Raw genomic sequence first — 16,645 nt, 5'->3', positions numbered from 1 at the left:
ACTCAGAGCTCCCCGACGAACAGGTAGCCCTTGCTGCGCACCGTCTTGATCAGGCGCGGGTGCATCGGGTCGTCGCCGATCTTCGGGCGGATGCGCGAGATGCGCACGTCGATGGAGCGGTCCTGGCCGTCGTACTCGATGCCGCGCAGGGAGTTGAAGATTTCCTCACGGGAGAGGATGCGCCCGGCGTTGGCCGCCAACAGCCAGAGCAGATCGAACTCGGCGCTGGTCAGCTCGATGGTCTGCTCGTCCAGCCAGGCCTCGCGCATGGCATTGTCGATCACCAGCTTGCCGAAGGTCAGACGCTTGCCCGCCACTGCCGGCGCGGCTTCGGCCGGCTCGCTGCGGCGCAGCAGGGCGCGAATGCGCGCCAGCAGCACGCGCGGGCGCACCGGCTTGCACACGTAGTCGTCGGCGCCCATCTCCAGGCCCTGGACCTGGTCCATGTCGTCGGTGCGTGCGGTGAGCATCAGGATCGGCCCGTCGTACTCCGGGCGCAGGCGCTTGCAGATGGACAGCCCATCCTCCCCCGGCAGCATCAGGTCGAGCACCACCAGGTCCGGCCGCTCGGCCAGCACCCGCTCCACCGCCTTGCCGCCGTGGGACTCGATGGACACCGCCAGGCCGTTGCTCTCCAGGTAATCCTGGGTCAACTCGGCCAGTCGCTGGTCGTCCTCGACGATGAGAATGCGCGCTTCTTGTTCCACCTTGCCTCCTGATGCGCCATGAGCGAGCGCGGGCCTGCTTACTATAGAGAGCTACCAGAGCGAGCCCGCAAAAGCGGCCGGCATTGTAGCCAGATTGCCCGCGCTGCGGCACGCCACCGGCGTAAGCAGGCATTGCGCGAAAAGGTCAAGGGCTGCTGCGACAGAAACACTACATATTGTGGTAGTGTTCCTCCCCGCGCAGCGCCTCTGACATGTGTGAAAAATCTCTCACCAACCACGACGAACGGTGAAAGGCAGTCAGCATCAGGGATTGCGCGAGTTACCCCGCTTCACCCACATTCCATGCACATTTTATCCACAGCTTTTCCCCTTCCCCCCGCCTTGCAAACACCCCCATAGCGCATTATCTTGTATCCCCGTTGCGGTATACCCCTACATCTTGGGGTTGCCACTACGAACCGGACACAAGAAGAAAGTCGAAATTCCGAGCCTGTTCCACGGCTCCTCCGGTTCCACCACAACGTATTCCAGACGTACTGATGTGCCACGCGGCCCAGCCCGCAAGGAGCGATTCATGTCGATGGAAATGCGGTACGGGTGTTGCAACGTAACGTTCAACACCACTAGGTATTGTGGTCCCGGCCCGTAAAGCCGGCACCCGAGTTGGGCCAGGGAGGCGCTTCGGGTCATTCCCCCTGTTCCAGAAGAATTCCAGCCCGCGGCTGCAATCGCGGGCGACTGCTCTTTTTGCTCTTTATTTGCGCTCTTTGCTTTTGCCCCTTGTCTTCGAGAGCGGCGCCCCTGGCGTCGGCAACAACCCCATTACGAGAACGTGGAGAAAACCACCCCATGCAAATCGACACCACTCGCGAGAACCCGCAGGCCAACGCGCCGCAAGCCGCCGAATCCGCCCAGGATCTGGCCGCCACTGCGCCCGGCCAGCTGCGCGTGATCAAGCGCAACGGCACCGTAGTTCCCTACACCGATGACAAGATCACCGTAGCCATCACCAAGGCGTTCCTCGCCGTGGAAGGCGGCACCGCCGCCGCCTCGTCGCGCATCCATGAGACCGTGCGCCGCCTGACCGAACAGGTCACCGCGACCTTCAAGCGCCGCATGCCCTCCGGTGGCACCATCCACATCGAAGAGATCCAGGACCAGGTCGAACTGTCCCTGATGCGCGCCGGCGAGCAGAAAGTCGCCCGCGACTACGTGATCTACCGCGAAGCCCGCGCCAACGAGCGCAAGACCGCCGGCGTGGCCAGCGACATCGCCCAGCCGCACCCGAGCATCCGCATCACCAAGGCCGACGGCAGCACCCAGCCGCTGGACATGGGCCGCCTGCAGACCATCATCCGCGAAGCCTGCGAAGGCCTGGCCGAAGTCGATGGCGCGCTGATCGAACGCGAGACCCTGAAGAACCTGTACGACGGCGTCGCCGAGAAGGACGTCAACACCGCCCTGGTGATGACCGCCCGTACCCTGGTCGAGCGCGAGCCGAACTACTCCTACGTCACCGCCCGCCTGCTGATGGACACCCTGCGCGCCGAAGCGCTGGGCTTCCTGGGCGTGGCCGACAGCGCCACTCACCACGAGATGGCCGACCTGTACGCCAAGGCCCTGGCCGCCTACGTCGAGAAAGGCTCCGAGTTCGAGCTGATCGACAGCAAGCTCAAAGGCTACGACCTGGCCAAGCTGGGCGCCGCGATCAACCACGAGCGCGACCAGCAGTTCACCTACCTCGGCCTGCAGACCCTGTACGACCGCTACTTCATCCACAAGGACGGCATCCGTTTCGAACTGCCGCAGGTCTTCTTCATGCGCGTGGCCATGGGCCTGGCCATCGAAGAGAAGGACCGTGAAGCTCGCGCCATCGAGTTCTACAACCTGCTCTCCTCGTTCGACTACATGTCGTCGACCCCGACCCTGTTCAACGCCGGCACCCTGCGTCCGCAGCTGTCGTCCTGCTACCTGACCACCGTGCCGGACGACCTGTCGGGCATCTACAACGCGATCCACGACAACGCCATGCTGTCGAAATTCGCCGGTGGCCTGGGCAACGACTGGACCCCGGTGCGCGCGCTGGGCTCCTACATCAAGGGCACCAACGGCAAGTCCCAGGGCGTGGTTCCGTTCCTGAAAGTAGTGAACGACACCGCCGTGGCCGTGAACCAGGGTGGCAAGCGCAAGGGCGCCGTCTGCGCCTACCTGGAAACCTGGCACCTGGACATCGAGGAATTCCTCGAGCTGCGCAAGAACACCGGTGACGACCGTCGCCGCACCCACGACATGAACACCGCGAACTGGATTCCGGACCTGTTCATGAAGCGCGTCTTCGACGACGGCAAGTGGACCTTGTTCTCCCCGTCCGAAGTGCCTGACCTGCACGATCTGACCGGCAAGGCCTTCGAAGAGCGCTACGAGTATTACGAAGCCCTGACCGAGTACAACAAGATCAAGGTGTTCAAGGTCGTCCAGGCCAAAGACCTGTGGCGCAAGATGCTCTCCATGCTCTTCGAGACCGGCCACCCGTGGCTGACCTTCAAGGACCCGTGCAACCTGCGCAGCCCGCAGCAGCACGTGGGCGTGGTGCACAGCTCGAACCTGTGCACCGAGATCACCCTGAACACCAACAAGGACGAGATCGCGGTCTGCAACCTGGGCTCGATCAACCTGGTCAACCACATCGTCGACGGCAAGCTGGACACCGCCAAGCTCGAGAAGACCGTGAAGACCGCCGTTCGCATGCTCGATAACGTCATCGACATCAACTACTACTCGGTCCCGCAGGCTCGCAACTCGAACCTCAAGCACCGTCCGGTCGGCCTGGGCATCATGGGCTTCCAGGACGCGCTGTACCTGCAGCACATCGCCTACGGTTCCGACGCGGCCATCGAGTTCGCCGACAAGTCCATGGAAGCGGTGAGCTACTTCGCCATCCAGGCTTCCTGTGACCTGGCCGACGAGCGTGGCTCCTACGAGACCTTCGACGGCTCCCTGTGGTCCAAGGGCATCCTGCCGCTGGACTCGCAGCAGATCCTCATCGAAGCCCGTGGCCAGAAGTACATCGACGTCGACCTCACCGAATCCCTCGACTGGGCTCCGGTCCGTGCCCGCGTACAGAAAGGCATTCGTAACTCGAACATCATGGCCATCGCGCCGACCGCGACCATCGCCAACATCACCGGCGTATCGCAGTCCATCGAGCCGACCTACCAGAACCTGTACGTGAAATCGAACCTCTCCGGCGAGTTCACCGTGATCAACCCCTACCTGGTTCGCGACCTGAAAGCGCGCGGCCTGTGGGACCCGGTCATGGTCAACGACCTGAAGTACTACGACGGCTCCGTGCAGCAGATCGAGCGCATCCCGCAAGACCTGAAAGACCTGTACGCCACCGCCTTCGAAGTCGAGACCAAGTGGATCGTCGACGCCGCCAGCCGCCGTCAGAAGTGGATCGATCAGGCCCAGTCCCTGAACCTCTACATCGCCGGCGCCTCGGGCAAGAAACTGGACGTGACCTACCGCATGGCGTGGTTCCGTGGCCTGAAGACCACCTACTACCTCCGTGCCCTGGCCGCCACCAGCACCGAGAAGTCCACCATCAACACCGGCAAGCTCAACGCCGTGTCCGCCGGGGGCAACGATGGCCTGCAAGCCGCAGCCGCTGAGCCGCAACCGGCTCCGGTTCCGCAAGCCTGCAGCATCGACAACCCCGACTGCGAAGCTTGCCAGTAAGGGTGTAGGCGCCGCCCAAGGGCGGCGCTTGCTCCGCTACGGCAGACCGCACGGACTGTCCCCTCTCCCTTCAGGGAGAGGGCTAGGGAGAGGGACTCTTCAAGGCCCCCACCCTCGCAGAACAACAGCCTCCTCCGTCGTGAACGGAAGACGCACAAGCTCTTAGCGTGCACACCACGCCATCAGACATCAGGCCGCCACAGAGCAGCCCACAGAACCAGGAGAGGAAGCCCATGCTGAGCTGGGACGAATTCGACAAAGAAGACGCCACCGAAGCCAAGGCCGCCCCGGCCGTCGCCCAGGCCGCTGCGCAGAACGCTGACAAACTCGACGCCGACGCCGCAGGCTCCGTCGAAGAAGCACGCGCCGTATCCGCCGACGACTCCGACGCCGTCGCCCGCGCCAAGCAGGCCCTCGACGCCCTGGACATCCAGGAAGGCCTGGACGATCTCGAAGGCTCCGCCGCCCGCGTTCAAGTCGGCGACAAGCAGATGATCAACGCCCGCGCCGACCTCAACCAGCTCGTACCCTTCAAGTACGACTGGGCCTGGCAGAAGTATCTGGATGGTTGCGCCAACCACTGGATGCCCCAGGAAGTGAACATGAACGCCGACATTGCCCTGTGGAAGAGCAAGGACGGCCTCAGCGAAGACGAGCGCCGCATCGTCATGCGCAACCTCGGCTTCTTCTCCACCGCCGACTCCCTGGTGGCCAACAACCTGGTGCTGGCCGTGTACCGCCTGATCACCAACCCCGAGTGCCGCCAGTACATCCTGCGCCAGGCCTTCGAGGAAGCGATCCACACCCACGCCTACCAGTACTGCATCGAGTCGCTGGGCATGGATGAAGGCGAAATCTTCAACATGTACCACGAGATTCCTTCGGTCGCGAAGAAAGCCTCCTGGGGCCTGAAGTACACCCGCTCGATCTCCGATCCGAAGTTCGAAACCGGCACCCCGGAAACCGACCGCCAGTTCCTGCGCAATCTGATCGCCTACTACTGCGTCCTGGAAGGCATCTTCTTCTACTGCGGCTTCACCCAGATCCTCTCCATGGGCCGCCGCAACAAGATGACCGGCACCGCCGAGCAGTTCCAGTACATCCTGCGCGACGAATCCATGCACCTGAACTTCGGCATCGACGTGATCAACCAGATCAAGATCGAGAACCCGCACCTGTGGGATGCCCAGATGAAGGACGAGGCCACCCAGATGATCCTCCAGGGCACCCAGCTGGAGATCGAATACGCACGCGACACCATGCCGCGCGGCGTACTGGGCATGAATGCGGCGATGATGGAGGACTACCTGAAGTTCATCGCCAACCGCCGCCTGACCCAGATCGGCCTCAAAGAGGAATACCCGGGCACCAGCAACCCGTTCCCGTGGATGAGCGAAATCATGGACCTCAAGAAGGAAAAGAACTTCTTCGAGACCCGCGTAATCGAGTACCAGACCGGCGGCGCGCTGAGCTGGGACTGACGGAAGTAGTAGCACCACCGCAAGTCAAGACCATTAGAAACGCTGTAGACCGAAATGGAATTTTGGGGCAGTGATTAGAAAGACGAAAAGCCCCGCCTTGTGCGGGGCTTTTTGTTTTAGGCCAGCATGTAGGCCAGACATCCATCTGCTCTGAAACGCCTACGCCGCAGCTGAAGTTTGCGTAGGGCGAATAACGCCCCGCGCTATCCGCCGATTCCCCAAGGTACCCTCCAAACTCCAACCGAGCCCGGAGAGGTCTATGCCGAACTATCGACGCACCTGGGTACGAGGCGGCACCTACTTCTTCACCGTCACACTACGCAACCGCCGCTCCGATCTATTGGTCCGCGAAATCAAATTGCTGCGCCGAGTCATCGCCCAAACCAAACGCAACCACCCTTTCCAAATCGACGCCTGGGTTGTGCTGCCCGAACACATGCATTGTCTGTGGACGCTACCACTGGGTGACGCTGATTTCGCCACGCGCTGGAAAGTCATCAAATCCGGCTTCGCTCGACGTATTCCGCACGGAGAGTCACGGAGCATCGAGCAACAGATGCGTGGACAACGCGGTATTTGGCAACCGCGCTACTGGGAACATCTGATCCGTGATGAAACGGACTACCAGCGGCACTTCGACTACATCCACATCAATCCGGTGAAACACGGTTGGGTGAGGGCTGTGAAAGACTGGCCGTACTCCACCTTCCACCGGGCAGTGGCGGAAGGCATCTACGCCGACGATTGGGCGGGCGATTTGTCGTTGGATGTGCGAGCGGCGGAGCGGCGGTGAGCACCGGAGCCCGTGCTCTGGTAGGGCGAATAACGCGAAGCGTTATCCGCCGGATGCAGGTTGGTAACTCGCCGTATGTCTCAAGCTTTGGCACGGCGGTGGGAAAATCGGCGGATAACTGCTTCGCAGTTATGCGCCCTACGATTGACCGGGCTCCATACTGCCAATAGCGTTGCGGCCAGCGCCTAAGAAACGCTTCACGTAGCGGCAATACTGCTCCCGAAAGCAGCGGTGTACCCATTGAGGAAATGGATATGCCCGTCCCTCTTTGCCTTCGCCCTGAAGGCGCTTCGCTGTACCCGCCCGCTTCGCCCTCCTTCCCGGAGGTGCGCCATGTCTGAAGAGGTCCTGATCCCCACCGAATTCATCCGCCACAAGCGCCTGCTGCGCGCCGTGCTGCTGGAGAACCAGTGCTGGTTCTGCGCCCATGACCTGGGCCGGCTGATCGGCTCGCCCCATCTGGCCGAGCGCGTGGAGCGCAACCTGGACGACGATCAGTTCCGCCGCGCCTGGGTGCGCGATGGCAGCGGCGATTACGTCGATGAGCTGCTGATCAGCGAGTCGGCGGTGTATGCGGCGTTGATTCACTTCTTCCATCCGGAGAATCGCAGCGTGCGGCAGTGGTTGTCGCAGCAGGTGATTCCGACGTTGCGCGATCAGCATCGCAACGATCGTGGAGAGCCAAGGCGGGAGATGCTGCGCGGGCCGACGGAGTCGTTGTCGGTGTTGAAGTGGCAAGGGGTGGTGTGGGTGCCGTATCGGGTTTGGCCGGAGTTATGTGGTCGGCTGGAGGGTGGTGAGTAGGATGGCGTGGAGCGCAGCGATACCCATCGCTCTGCTCGCTCCGTCGCTGGGCGGGGCCTCGATTGTAGGAGCGAGCTTGCTCGCGAACCGCACTCTGCCGGCGTCCGGCAATGGCTGATCGGGCGGCGCTTCGCGAGATTGCGATGCCCATGCTGTGGGTACATATGTGCATTGATGGGTATCGCTGCGCTCCACGCCATCCTACGTTCGTGCTCCGACGTGATTGCGGTGTGGATGGCAACTCTGGGCGCAGATGAAATCCAATGCTGCGAAGAACGCGACTCCACAGCTCTGGCTCTGGCTCTGGCTCTGAAAGTCTTCCAGAGAAACGCCCGTGCGCTCCGGAACGCCCCGTTCAGGAGGCCTCGTTGAATTGGAGTTTCAAGGGTTGAGCGGCAGGGATGCCGCGAGAGCCGCGATGGGCCAGGGATGGCCCTTCGTGGGGGGACGCCTAGTTCGTGCCCCTGAAACTTCAATTCCACGAGGGTATTTTTCGCCTCAAGCGAAAAACCGGATGATTGGGGCAAGACCTTTGCCCACTTTGGGTGGGGCGGCCATCCGTCGTTTGCCAAAGGAGGTCGCCCGAGGGGGCGAAACAAGAAGTCAGCGCGCACGCCGGCGCGACGCGGGAAACCAAGGCGCGAGGGAGGCACATCGCGGACGGAGTCCGCTCCCACGACAAGGGACCGTGCCGCAGCAGGTTCGCGAGCAAGCTCGCTCCTACAAAAGAAAAAGCGGAACCCCATGCGAAGCTCCGCTTTTCGTTGTGCCGCAAGAATTACTTGCCAGCAGTCAGCGCGTTGTAGCTGGTCATCAGATTCCGGTAATCCGGAATGTGGTTGGAGCACAGCGCCGCCAAGCCTTCGATATCGTTGCGCCAGTCGCGGTGCAGCTCACAGGCCACGCCGAACCAGGTCATCAGCTGCGCACCGGCCGCTTCCATCCGACGCCAAGCCGCATCACGGGTCATCTCGTTGAAGGTGCCGGAAGCATCCGCCACCACGAACACATCGAAGCCTTCGGCCAGGGCCGACAGCGCCGGGAATGCCACGCAGACCTCGGTCACCACGCCGGCGATGATCAGTTGCTTCTTGCCGGTGGCCTTCACCGCCTTGACGAAGTCTTCGTTGTCCCAGGCGTTGATCTGGCCGGGGCGGGCGATGTATGGGGCGTCCGGGAACTGGGCCTTCAGCTCGGGTACCAGCGGGCCGTTGGGGCCGGTTTCGAAGCTGGTGGTGAGGATGGTCGGCAGGTTGAAGAATTTGGCCAGGTCACCCAGCGCCAGCACGTTGTTCTTGAACTTGTCCGGATCGATGTCGCGGACCAGCGAGAGCAGACCGGCCTGGTGGTCGACCAGCAGGACGGCGGCGTTGTCTTTGTCCAGGCGGTTGTAGGTGGCGTGGGTCATGGTGAAATCCTCGATTTGCTTTCAGTGGGGGCCGGCTGGGCCGGAAGGTTTTGGACTCGTCTGCAGTGCGTCACTGCATGGGAAGAGAGATTAAATTCGACACCCTTGCTCCACCAGACGGCAAAATTCACTTCTAGCGTTCCATTTTCAGAACGATTACAGCAGACCATCCCTCAGATCCGCGGCTCACAAGGGCCGAGCTCCCAGGCGAGCACCGCCACCATTCAGAGCCCCGTCCCAGAGCCTCCCAATTTCAGGTCCTATAGAAACCCACCTACCGATGGTCACACAGGTCTTTACAAGAAACACTGTATTTACATACAGTATTTTCCATCCAGCCCGCGACCGAACTCCGGAGGCCTCCCATGCATGCTGCAACCTACGACCAACTGTCCGCCCGCGTGAACGCCCTGCTGGCTGACCCGACCACGCTCAAGAGCCTGGGCATCACCCTGCGCCGCGAGCCCAGCGATGATTCCGCCGCGTGGAGCCAACTGGTCACCGACTTGCGCCAGGCGCCGAACCTGACGCTGCTGCCCCTGCAGGACGGCGCAATCCGACTGGCCTGGCACAGCTGGCTGGATTGAGGCGAGAGCTGGCAAGCTAGCGCCAGAAAACTCCGCCCATGACAAGGACAGCATGCGTACCCTGAACGTCTCTTCTTTCATCTTCGGCCTGGCATTCCACTGTTCCCCTGTGTTCGCCAGTAGTCCTTCTCCTGCTGCAGAGCAGCACTATGAGCAGGCCCGTTCAAGCCTGGAACAAGCCCGGCAGATGCTCGCCGATAGCAAAGGTTTCTCTGCGGGAAAGCTGGAGGTGGCGATAGACAGCGCCAACGCCGAACTGCAGAAAGCTACCGAACTCGGGCACCCGGCCGCCGCGTTCTACCAAGCGCAGCTCATTCTGAATATGCCAGGCAGTGATACCGAGAAACGCAGCCAGGCGTGCTCGCGGCTGGAGTCCTGGGCAGAGAAAGGTTTTGTGGCTGCCGCGGTCATGAATTTCAGAAAATGCGACCGCTCCTATCTTCGGTTTGACGATGCCAGTCCCGAACATCAGGCGGCGTTGCGGGCACTGTCATCATCTCTCGCCCGAAGCGATCCAGCGCAGGCTTATTACCCCTTTCCGCAAGACGCAAGCCAGTGCTTCGGGGCAGGCGCTACCGAGATCGTTGCGCTATCTCAGGCGCAATTCAGAGCCGAGGCCGAGTACATCCTCGGTATCGCCCAGCAACCCGAAGACGCCGAAACAGCAAAGCGACTAGTAGCCTGGCTGGATGCCTCAGCAAACCATGGCTGCCAGATGCCTATGGATCCCCGCCCCTTCCTGCGGAAATTGTCGGGAAACCAATAAGGCCGCCGTATGGAGATTCGCAAATGCATTAGTCGCGCAAGGGAGAAACCCAGGATGGACCACGAACTCCCCACCCCGGCGAGGCTTATGGCGCCCCCATCCGCGCCGTATCGGCGATGGCGTTGCAGGTTTCCGGATTCAGGCAGTAGGTGATGTAGGTCACCTGCTTGTTACAGCCACGCACGCCGATGGTGTACTCCGTGCGCTCCATGGCGCGGCGCACGCTGGTGACCTTGCTCGACAGCACGCTACTGGTCACCGCCCCGCAGTTCATCTCGAACTTCGCCCGCGACTCGGTAGCCTTGATCGCGGCCTGCTGGTTGGAGGCAAGGAACTCTTCATTGCTCATGCAACCGGACAACGTGGCAATCGCAGCCAGCACCGGCAGAAATATCGGTAGACGCTTCATGATGACGCTCTCCGTGTGGTCCCCCGGATATGGTCAGCTTCTGGAGTCTAGATCGCGCCGAAGGAAACGTCCGGCGTGCAGTTCGTCGGTTGCGAAGGCGCAACGCCACTATCCCTCTAGGCTCACCACTGAGGGTATTGCAGTGGAGCGACGCGCGATGAATCTCGACGACGATTTCGACCTCAGCGATTTCAACTTCGATGACCTGACCATCGATGAACTCAGCCTGGTTCCCATGGAGTCCGCCGCCACGCCCGATGCGGTGACGCCGGCCAGGACAAAGGCCAAGTTCCAGATCGATACCCGCCACACCGAGCGCCGTTGCAGCGCCGACCGACGTCAATCCATCCGCTTCGAAGACGACCGCCGCAAGGGCGACCGGCGCGGTAGCAGCGTCGGCGATCCCTGGGCGAAGACCGTCGACTTCTGAGCGTCGACACCGCCGGGTGATTTGCCGGGGCTCGGGCTGAGCTGCTAGAAAGCGGTATCGCATTCAGATTTCCGATACCGCCATGAGCGACAGTGAAAAACCCAATACCCGCCTCTTCGACCTCGACCTGCTGCGCGCCATCGTCACGGTGGCCGATTGCGGCAGCTTCACCACGGCCGCCGCGCGCCTGCATTCGACCCAGTCCACCGTCAGCCAGAAGATCCGCCGGCTGGAGGAGATGGCCGGACATCGCCTGCTCGAGCGCGGTAATCGCGATGTACTGCCCACCGATGCCGGCGATACGCTGCTGGGCTATGCGCGGCGGTTGCTGGCGCTGAATGACGAAATGGTCGAGGCGCTATCCGGCGCCACCGTGGCGCTGACGGTGCGCATCGGCGTACCGGACGACTTCGCCACCGGGCGCACCACCGAGCAACTGGCCGCGTTCAACCGCCGTTACCCACAGGTGAAGCTGGAGGTCACCAGCGGGCTGAGCCGTGACCTGTCCGCCAGCTACGACCGCGGTGAACTGGACCTGGTGCTGCTCAAGCAGCGGCAGAACGCCCGCGAAGCGGTGGCCTGCTGGCCGGAAAAGACGCGCTGGGTGGATAGCGCAAAGAACGCCTGCATCGAGCTGGACCCGCTGCCCATCGTCACCTTTCCGCCGCGCGGAGTGTATCGCGACGAGATGATCGCGGCGCTGGAGTCCATCGGCCGGCGCTGGCATATCAGCTTCACCAGTTCGAGCCTCTCCGGCATCCAGTCGGCCATCGCCGACGGCATGGGCATCGGTCTGCTGCCACAGCGCGCGGTGACGGCGGAACACGCCGTGCTACCGAAGAATATCGGGCTACCCTCGGTGGACGTCTTCGAGGTGGCCATGCTGCACCGCCCGGCGGTCGACCCGATGGTGAAGGAGCTGGCGCGCGTACTGTCACGGGTCCTGGCGCAGGATACGAAGGGCTGACACGCATTTGCAAATCGAATACAGTGGATTCCAACATTTAATTTGTGCATGAACACGCCGCTGGATATCGTGGTTTCCAGCGACGGCCAGCGCACCGACAAGCGCGCCGCTCTGCACGCATTGCTCACCACGGCGCCTTACGCGCCGGGCAGCAAGACAACAATGAGGAATTACCCCATGGCCAAATCCACTTATTACGCGCCGCACGGCGGGCACCCGGCACAGACCGAGCTGCTCACCGACCGCGCCATGTTCACCGAAGCCTATGCCGTGATCCCCAAGGGCGTGATGCGTGACATCGTCACCAGCCACCTGCCCTTCTGGGACAACATGCGCATGTGGGTCATCGCCCGCCCGCTGTCGGGCTTCGCCGAGACCTTCTCGCAGTACATCGTCGAACTGGCGCCCCAGGGCGGCAGCGACAAGCCCGAGCAGGACGTCAACGCCGAGGCGGTGCTGTTCATCGTCGAGGGCGAGCTGAGCCTCACCCTGCAGGGCGAAGTGCACACCATGAAGCCGGGCGGCTACGCGTTCATTCCGCCGGGCGCCGACTACAAGGTGCGCAACACCAGCGGCCAGCACACCCGCTTCCACTGGATCCGCAAGCACTACCAGAAAGTCGACGGCGTACCGCTGCCCGAAGCCTTCGTCACCAACGAGCAGGACATCGAGCCGCGCGTGATGCCGGACACCGAAGGCCGCTGGAGCACCACCCGCTTCGTCGACATGGCCGACATGCGCCATGACATGCACGTGAACATCGTGAACTTCGAGCCGGGCGGCGTGATTCCGTTCGCCGAGACCCATGTGATGGAGCACGGCCTGTACGTGCTGGAAGGCAAGGCGGTGTACCGCCTGAACCAGGACTGGGTCGAGGTGGAAGCCGGCGATTTCATGTGGCTGCGCGCCTTCTGCCCGCAGGCCTGCTATTCCGGTGGCCCCGGTCGCTTCCGCTACCTGCTGTACAAGGATGTGAACCGCCATATGCGCCTGACCCTGAACCAGCCGCACTGAGTGGCCGGTTCAGCCGGGAACTGACTCCGGCTCCCGCAGCGACACCTGAAAACCGGCGCCCAGGCGCCGGTTTTTCTTTTGCCGCGTCGCCCGTGCCGTGACCGACCTCGCGTGGCAAGCGTGCCCCAGTCTGCTAAAACGTCTGGCTGGAAAACGTTTCGCAGTTGCCGAGGAAACAGGTACATGGAAGTCCGGTTCTTGCCGCAAACCGAGTTCGACAACGTCCTCTTCTACCGCGCCGCCACCCTGCTGATCCTGCTGGCGATGACGGCCTTCACGCTGATCAAGATGTTCGGCGGTGTCGTCCCTCCGCTCTCGCTCCTGCCCCTGTTCCTGCTGATGCTCGATGTACGCTTTGCCGTGGAATGGCTGCGAGTCGCGCGCGCCGAACCGGCTTTCATCGAGAAGGGCGAGTTGGTGCTCTGCGGCCAGGACAGCCACCGGCAGATCGCGCTGGAGAAAATCAGCTCGGTGCGCAGCCGCCACAGCCTGTTCATGGTGCGGCGCTACCGCAGCTGGTCGGAGCACCTGGCGTTCGTGGAGTTCACGCTGGACAGCGGCGAGCGCGTCTCCACCCTCGCCGAAAGTCGTGTCTTCGAGCGGCCGGCCGCCTCGGGCACCCTGGCGGCGGTCGAATCGGCCATTCTCGCAGCGAAGCTGAAGCGCCAGGCCGGCGTGCCGGGCGCTGTCAGCGGCGGTCGATGACGACTCAGGGCGAGCCGAACATCGCCGTCCAGTAGATGCCCGCGTCGCTCTTCGGGTCCGCTGCGTAGGCCGCGCCCAGTTCGCTGTACTGCGGGTTCATCAGGTTGGCGCAATGACCAGGGCTGGCCAGCCAGCTGTCCACCACCTTCTGCGCGTTGCCCTGTCCGGCAGCGATGTTCTCGCCGATGCGCTGGCCGGCATAGCCGTTCAACTCCGCGCGGTCACCCGGGGTACTGCCGTCACGGCCCTTGTGGTCGAAGTAGTTGTTATTGGCCATGTCACGGCTGTGCGCCTCGGCGGTGCCGCCCAGGGTCGCGTTCCAGCTCAACGCGCCAGCCGGGCCGAAGGCCTGCCCGCCGCACTGGCGACCCTTTCCACGCGCGGCGTTGATCGCCTGCAGCACTTGCTGGCCTTCGGCTTCCCAGGTGCCCAGCTTGCCTTGCAGCAGAGGGCGACCGAGCAGCACGCGCCAGTCATCGCCTTCACGAACGATGCCGACATCGACGAACTGCGGGTCCAGCAGCACCTGGCAGAAGCTTTCCTGCAGCGCCTTCATGGCGGCCGTGACATCGCGCGGGCCGGTCAGGCTGAGCATGCGCACGCTGCTCATCGGGTAGCCAGCCTGACTCAGCGCAGCCTTCCACTCTCCCGCAGAAGCCGGCAGGGCCAGGCGCGAGTCCGGTGACAACGGCGGCAGCACCTGCGAAGCCTGGCCGCCGCAGGACTGCACATCGCCCCGGTAGGCGTTGATGGCTTCGAGCAGTTGGTCCTGGTCGGCCGCGCTGGCAGAGGCAGCGGCCAGCAGGCCGAGCGACAACAGCAGGCTACGCGGAAGGAACGACTGGCTGGGCATGGACGGCTCCGATGGTCGAAAAGGGCTCAATGATGCGGGATTTCTTGGCGTTTGGCTGCGGCCGGCGTGAATGGGTTCCCTCGCTGGGGCGCTCTGCTGAAACCTGCGGTAAAGGTTGTCGGCGGCACGCCTCGGAGAATTTCCCAGCCACCTGACATAAGGCAAGGGCCCTGCCAACTACCGTTGTATGCCACCCGACATATCGGACAATTCAGGAACCTGAACAAAGTCCGAGCCACAGCGGGAGGTGCGCAGTGCTCAAACCGATTCGCGTGTTCTGCTTTACCTTCCTGCTGGCGGTGCTTGCCTCGCTGCTGGCCGGCTGGCACATGCTGCAGATGAAGCAGGATGCGCTGGCCTATGCCCACGCCAGCGGCAAGAACACCCTGCTGCTGGTGGAGCGCGAGTTCCACCGTGACCTCGACGTGCACGCCCAGACTCTGCTGACACTCTCCAATGTCATCACCGGCCCGGCGACGCCGGACCTCTCGCAACAGGTTCTGCAGGAGCTCGTCGAAGGCCACGCCGCCGGCTCGATGCACGCGGGCACCCTGGTGGTGACCGACGCCCAAGGCCAATTGCTGGCCGACCTGAACCACGCCGGCGAGTCCAGCCAGGACCTGTCCATGCGCGACTATTTCAAGATCGCCCGCGACAATCCCGGCCGCCTGTTCCTCAGCCATCCCTTCATGCCGTCCTATCCCGGCTCTTCGACCAGCACCGCACTCAGCCGCGCGGTGACGAACAAGGACGGCCAGTTCGTCGGCGTGGTCGCCGCAATCAAGGAACTGCAGCACCTGGAGTCGTTCGTGCGCGGGCTGGACCTGGGCAAGCACGGGGTGGTCTCCATCCGCTTGCTCGATGGCACCGTGCTCGCCCAATGGCCGCCGGAGCTGCCGCGCGCCAGCGAGGAAGAGATCGACACCTTCCGCGAGTTCATCGCCAGCGGCCACAACGACTACTTCCGCCAGCAGGGCACCACCTCGGATGCTTACTGGCGCGGCTACCGACGCATCGGCGACTACCCGGCGGTGGTCTCGGTAGAGTTGTGCCGCGAGGTGATCTTCCAGACCTGGACCGCGCGGACCTGGGTCACCAGCGGCCTGTTGCTGGCAATCAACGCTGCAACGTTGTTCTTCGCCTATCGCCTGACCCGGCACCTGCGCCGCCGCGACGCCCAGGAGAATCGCCTGCGTACCGAAGCCGGCACCGACCCGTTGACCGGTCTGCACAACCGTCGCTGGTTCGACGAAAAGGCCAAGGGCGAGTGGCAGCGCCGCCGCGGCGGTGATGGACCCCTGGCAGTGCTGATGATGGATATCGACCAGTTCAAGGCCTACAACGACCACTACGGCCATCCGCGTGGCGACCTGGCGCTGATCAACGTGGCGCACCTGGTCGGCCAGGGCTGCCAACGCGAGGACGACGGCGCCGCACGCTACGGCGGCGAGGAATTCGTGGCGATCCTGCCCGGCTGCGACACCGCTGCCGCCGCTCGGGTGGCCGAATCCATCCGCCGTTCTGTGGAGGAAACCGCACTCCCCCACGAGAAGAGCACACGCGGCATCGTGACCATCAGCGTTGGCGTGGCCAGCACCTCGGACACCGAGGCGGACAGCGTCGAGGCACTGATCGCCGCGGCCGATGCCAACCTCTACAAGGCCAAGGAAGCCGGGCGCAACAAGGTGGTGGCCTGAACGCCGGTCAACGCGGCTCCATCACCTCGACTTCCTGGATGGCGAAATCGCGGCGCAGGTACTCCATGCGCCGCTCGTGGAACTCGCGCATGTGCGGCAGCGCGGTGTGAATGGCCAGGTGCTCGCGGCTCTGCCAGACCTCGAAGAAGGTGAACAGCGTCGGGTCGTTCACGTCGCGCAGCATGTGGTACTGGATGCAGCCATCCTCGGCACGACTGGGCGTCAGGTAGGTACGGAACAGGTCCTCGAAGGCCTGGGATTTTTCCGGAAGGGTGTGGGCCTGAAGGATGAAGGCGTACATCGGTGGTGGTCCTGCGTTAAGGAA

Annotated in this window: 16 protein-coding genes; 11 read left to right on the top strand and 5 right to left on the bottom strand. The window is 63.1% G+C overall.

From position 1 onward, the window contains the following. Positions 1-2: 2 nt before the first annotated feature. Positions 3-707 carry a response regulator gene (locus tag ACKI1H_RS14215; RefSeq protein WP_138526090.1) on the bottom strand — a complete coding sequence of 235 codons (705 nt, stop codon included), beginning with the start codon at positions 705-707 and terminating at the stop codon, positions 3-5. Between the two features lie 810 nt (positions 708-1,517). Between ACKI1H_RS14215 and ACKI1H_RS14210 the strand changes: the two genes are divergently transcribed. The 4 genes from ACKI1H_RS14210 to ACKI1H_RS14195 all read left to right on the top strand — a co-directional run bounded on the left by ACKI1H_RS14210 (position 1,518) and on the right by ACKI1H_RS14195 (position 7,484). Next, positions 1,518-4,406 (top strand): ribonucleoside-diphosphate reductase subunit alpha, encoded by a 2,889-nt coding sequence (locus tag ACKI1H_RS14210; RefSeq protein WP_138526091.1) that lies wholly within the window; start codon positions 1,518-1,520, stop codon positions 4,404-4,406. Positions 4,407-4,639: 233 nt separating this feature from the next. Continuing rightward, positions 4,640-5,887 (top strand): ribonucleotide-diphosphate reductase subunit beta, encoded by a 1,248-nt coding sequence (locus ACKI1H_RS14205; protein WP_081518061.1) that lies wholly within the window; start codon positions 4,640-4,642, stop codon positions 5,885-5,887. Positions 5,888-6,146: 259 nt separating this feature from the next. Further along, a complete protein-coding gene (locus tag ACKI1H_RS14200) occupies positions 6,147-6,680 on the top strand; it encodes an REP-associated tyrosine transposase (protein ID WP_138526092.1) in 534 nt (177 codons plus the stop codon). Positions 6,681-7,013: 333 nt separating this feature from the next. After that, complete coding sequence (locus ACKI1H_RS14195; protein WP_440468660.1) at positions 7,014-7,484, top strand: BRO-N domain-containing protein; 471 nt, start codon at positions 7,014-7,016, stop codon at positions 7,482-7,484. Positions 7,485-8,262: 778 nt separating this feature from the next. Here the strand turns inward: ACKI1H_RS14195 and ycaC are convergent. Further along, the gene (ycaC, locus tag ACKI1H_RS14190) at positions 8,263-8,892 is read right to left on the bottom strand and encodes an isochorismate family cysteine hydrolase YcaC (protein ID WP_440468659.1); all 630 of its coding nucleotides are present in this window, start codon (positions 8,890-8,892) and stop codon (positions 8,263-8,265) included. Between the two features lie 365 nt (positions 8,893-9,257). Here ycaC and ACKI1H_RS14185 point away from each other — a divergent pair, with 365 nt between their 5' ends. Next, positions 9,258-9,479 carry a DUF1654 domain-containing protein gene (locus tag ACKI1H_RS14185; protein ID WP_138522402.1) on the top strand — a complete coding sequence of 74 codons (222 nt, stop codon included), beginning with the start codon at positions 9,258-9,260 and terminating at the stop codon, positions 9,477-9,479. Positions 9,480-9,531: 52 nt separating this feature from the next. Further along, positions 9,532-10,245 (top strand): hypothetical protein, encoded by a 714-nt coding sequence (locus ACKI1H_RS14180; protein ID WP_440468658.1) that lies wholly within the window; start codon positions 9,532-9,534, stop codon positions 10,243-10,245. Positions 10,246-10,330: 85 nt separating this feature from the next. Here ACKI1H_RS14180 and ACKI1H_RS14175 read toward each other — a convergent pair whose 3' ends face one another. After that, entirely contained in the window at positions 10,331-10,654 is a 324-nt protein-coding gene (locus ACKI1H_RS14175) for a hypothetical protein (RefSeq protein ID WP_440468657.1), read from the bottom strand. A 157-nt stretch (positions 10,655-10,811) separates the two neighbouring features. Between ACKI1H_RS14175 and ACKI1H_RS14170 the strand changes: the two genes are divergently transcribed. The 4 genes from ACKI1H_RS14170 to ACKI1H_RS14155 all read left to right on the top strand — a co-directional run bounded on the left by ACKI1H_RS14170 (position 10,812) and on the right by ACKI1H_RS14155 (position 13,770). Then, positions 10,812-11,084, top strand: a complete 273-nt coding sequence (locus ACKI1H_RS14170; protein WP_440468656.1) for a hypothetical protein — start codon at positions 10,812-10,814, stop codon at positions 11,082-11,084. An 82-nt stretch (positions 11,085-11,166) separates the two neighbouring features. After that, entirely contained in the window at positions 11,167-12,051 is an 885-nt protein-coding gene (locus ACKI1H_RS14165) for a LysR family transcriptional regulator (protein ID WP_138522410.1), read from the top strand. 177 nt (positions 12,052-12,228) lie between these two features. Beyond that, positions 12,229-13,065, top strand: a complete 837-nt coding sequence (locus tag ACKI1H_RS14160; protein ID WP_138522754.1) for a bifunctional allantoicase/(S)-ureidoglycine aminohydrolase — start codon at positions 12,229-12,231, stop codon at positions 13,063-13,065. A 183-nt stretch (positions 13,066-13,248) separates the two neighbouring features. Next, positions 13,249-13,770, top strand: a complete 522-nt coding sequence (locus ACKI1H_RS14155; protein ID WP_440468655.1) for a hypothetical protein — start codon at positions 13,249-13,251, stop codon at positions 13,768-13,770. Between the two features lie 4 nt (positions 13,771-13,774). Here the strand turns inward: ACKI1H_RS14155 and ACKI1H_RS14150 are convergent, their stop codons facing one another. Then, positions 13,775-14,623, bottom strand: a complete 849-nt coding sequence (locus ACKI1H_RS14150; protein ID WP_440468654.1) for a CAP domain-containing protein — start codon at positions 14,621-14,623, stop codon at positions 13,775-13,777. A 254-nt stretch (positions 14,624-14,877) separates the two neighbouring features. Here ACKI1H_RS14150 and ACKI1H_RS14145 point away from each other — a divergent pair, with 254 nt between their 5' ends. Further along, complete coding sequence (locus ACKI1H_RS14145; RefSeq protein WP_138522416.1) at positions 14,878-16,320, top strand: sensor domain-containing diguanylate cyclase; 1,443 nt, start codon at positions 14,878-14,880, stop codon at positions 16,318-16,320. 7 nt (positions 16,321-16,327) lie between these two features. Here the strand turns inward: ACKI1H_RS14145 and ACKI1H_RS14140 are convergent, their stop codons facing one another. After that, positions 16,328-16,621: a putative quinol monooxygenase gene (locus ACKI1H_RS14140; protein ID WP_138522418.1), complete on the bottom strand. Its 294-nt coding sequence runs from the start codon at positions 16,619-16,621 to the stop codon at positions 16,328-16,330. Between the last annotated feature and the right edge of the window lie 24 nt (positions 16,622-16,645).

Origin of the sequence: Pseudomonas sp. YH-1 (genome assembly GCF_051990045.1) — a bacterium.
GTDB lineage: Bacteria > Pseudomonadota > Gammaproteobacteria > Pseudomonadales > Pseudomonadaceae > Pseudomonas > Pseudomonas nicosulfuronedens.
Note: the sequence above shows the minus strand (reverse complement) of the source record. Positions and strands in the feature narration are given on the sequence as shown.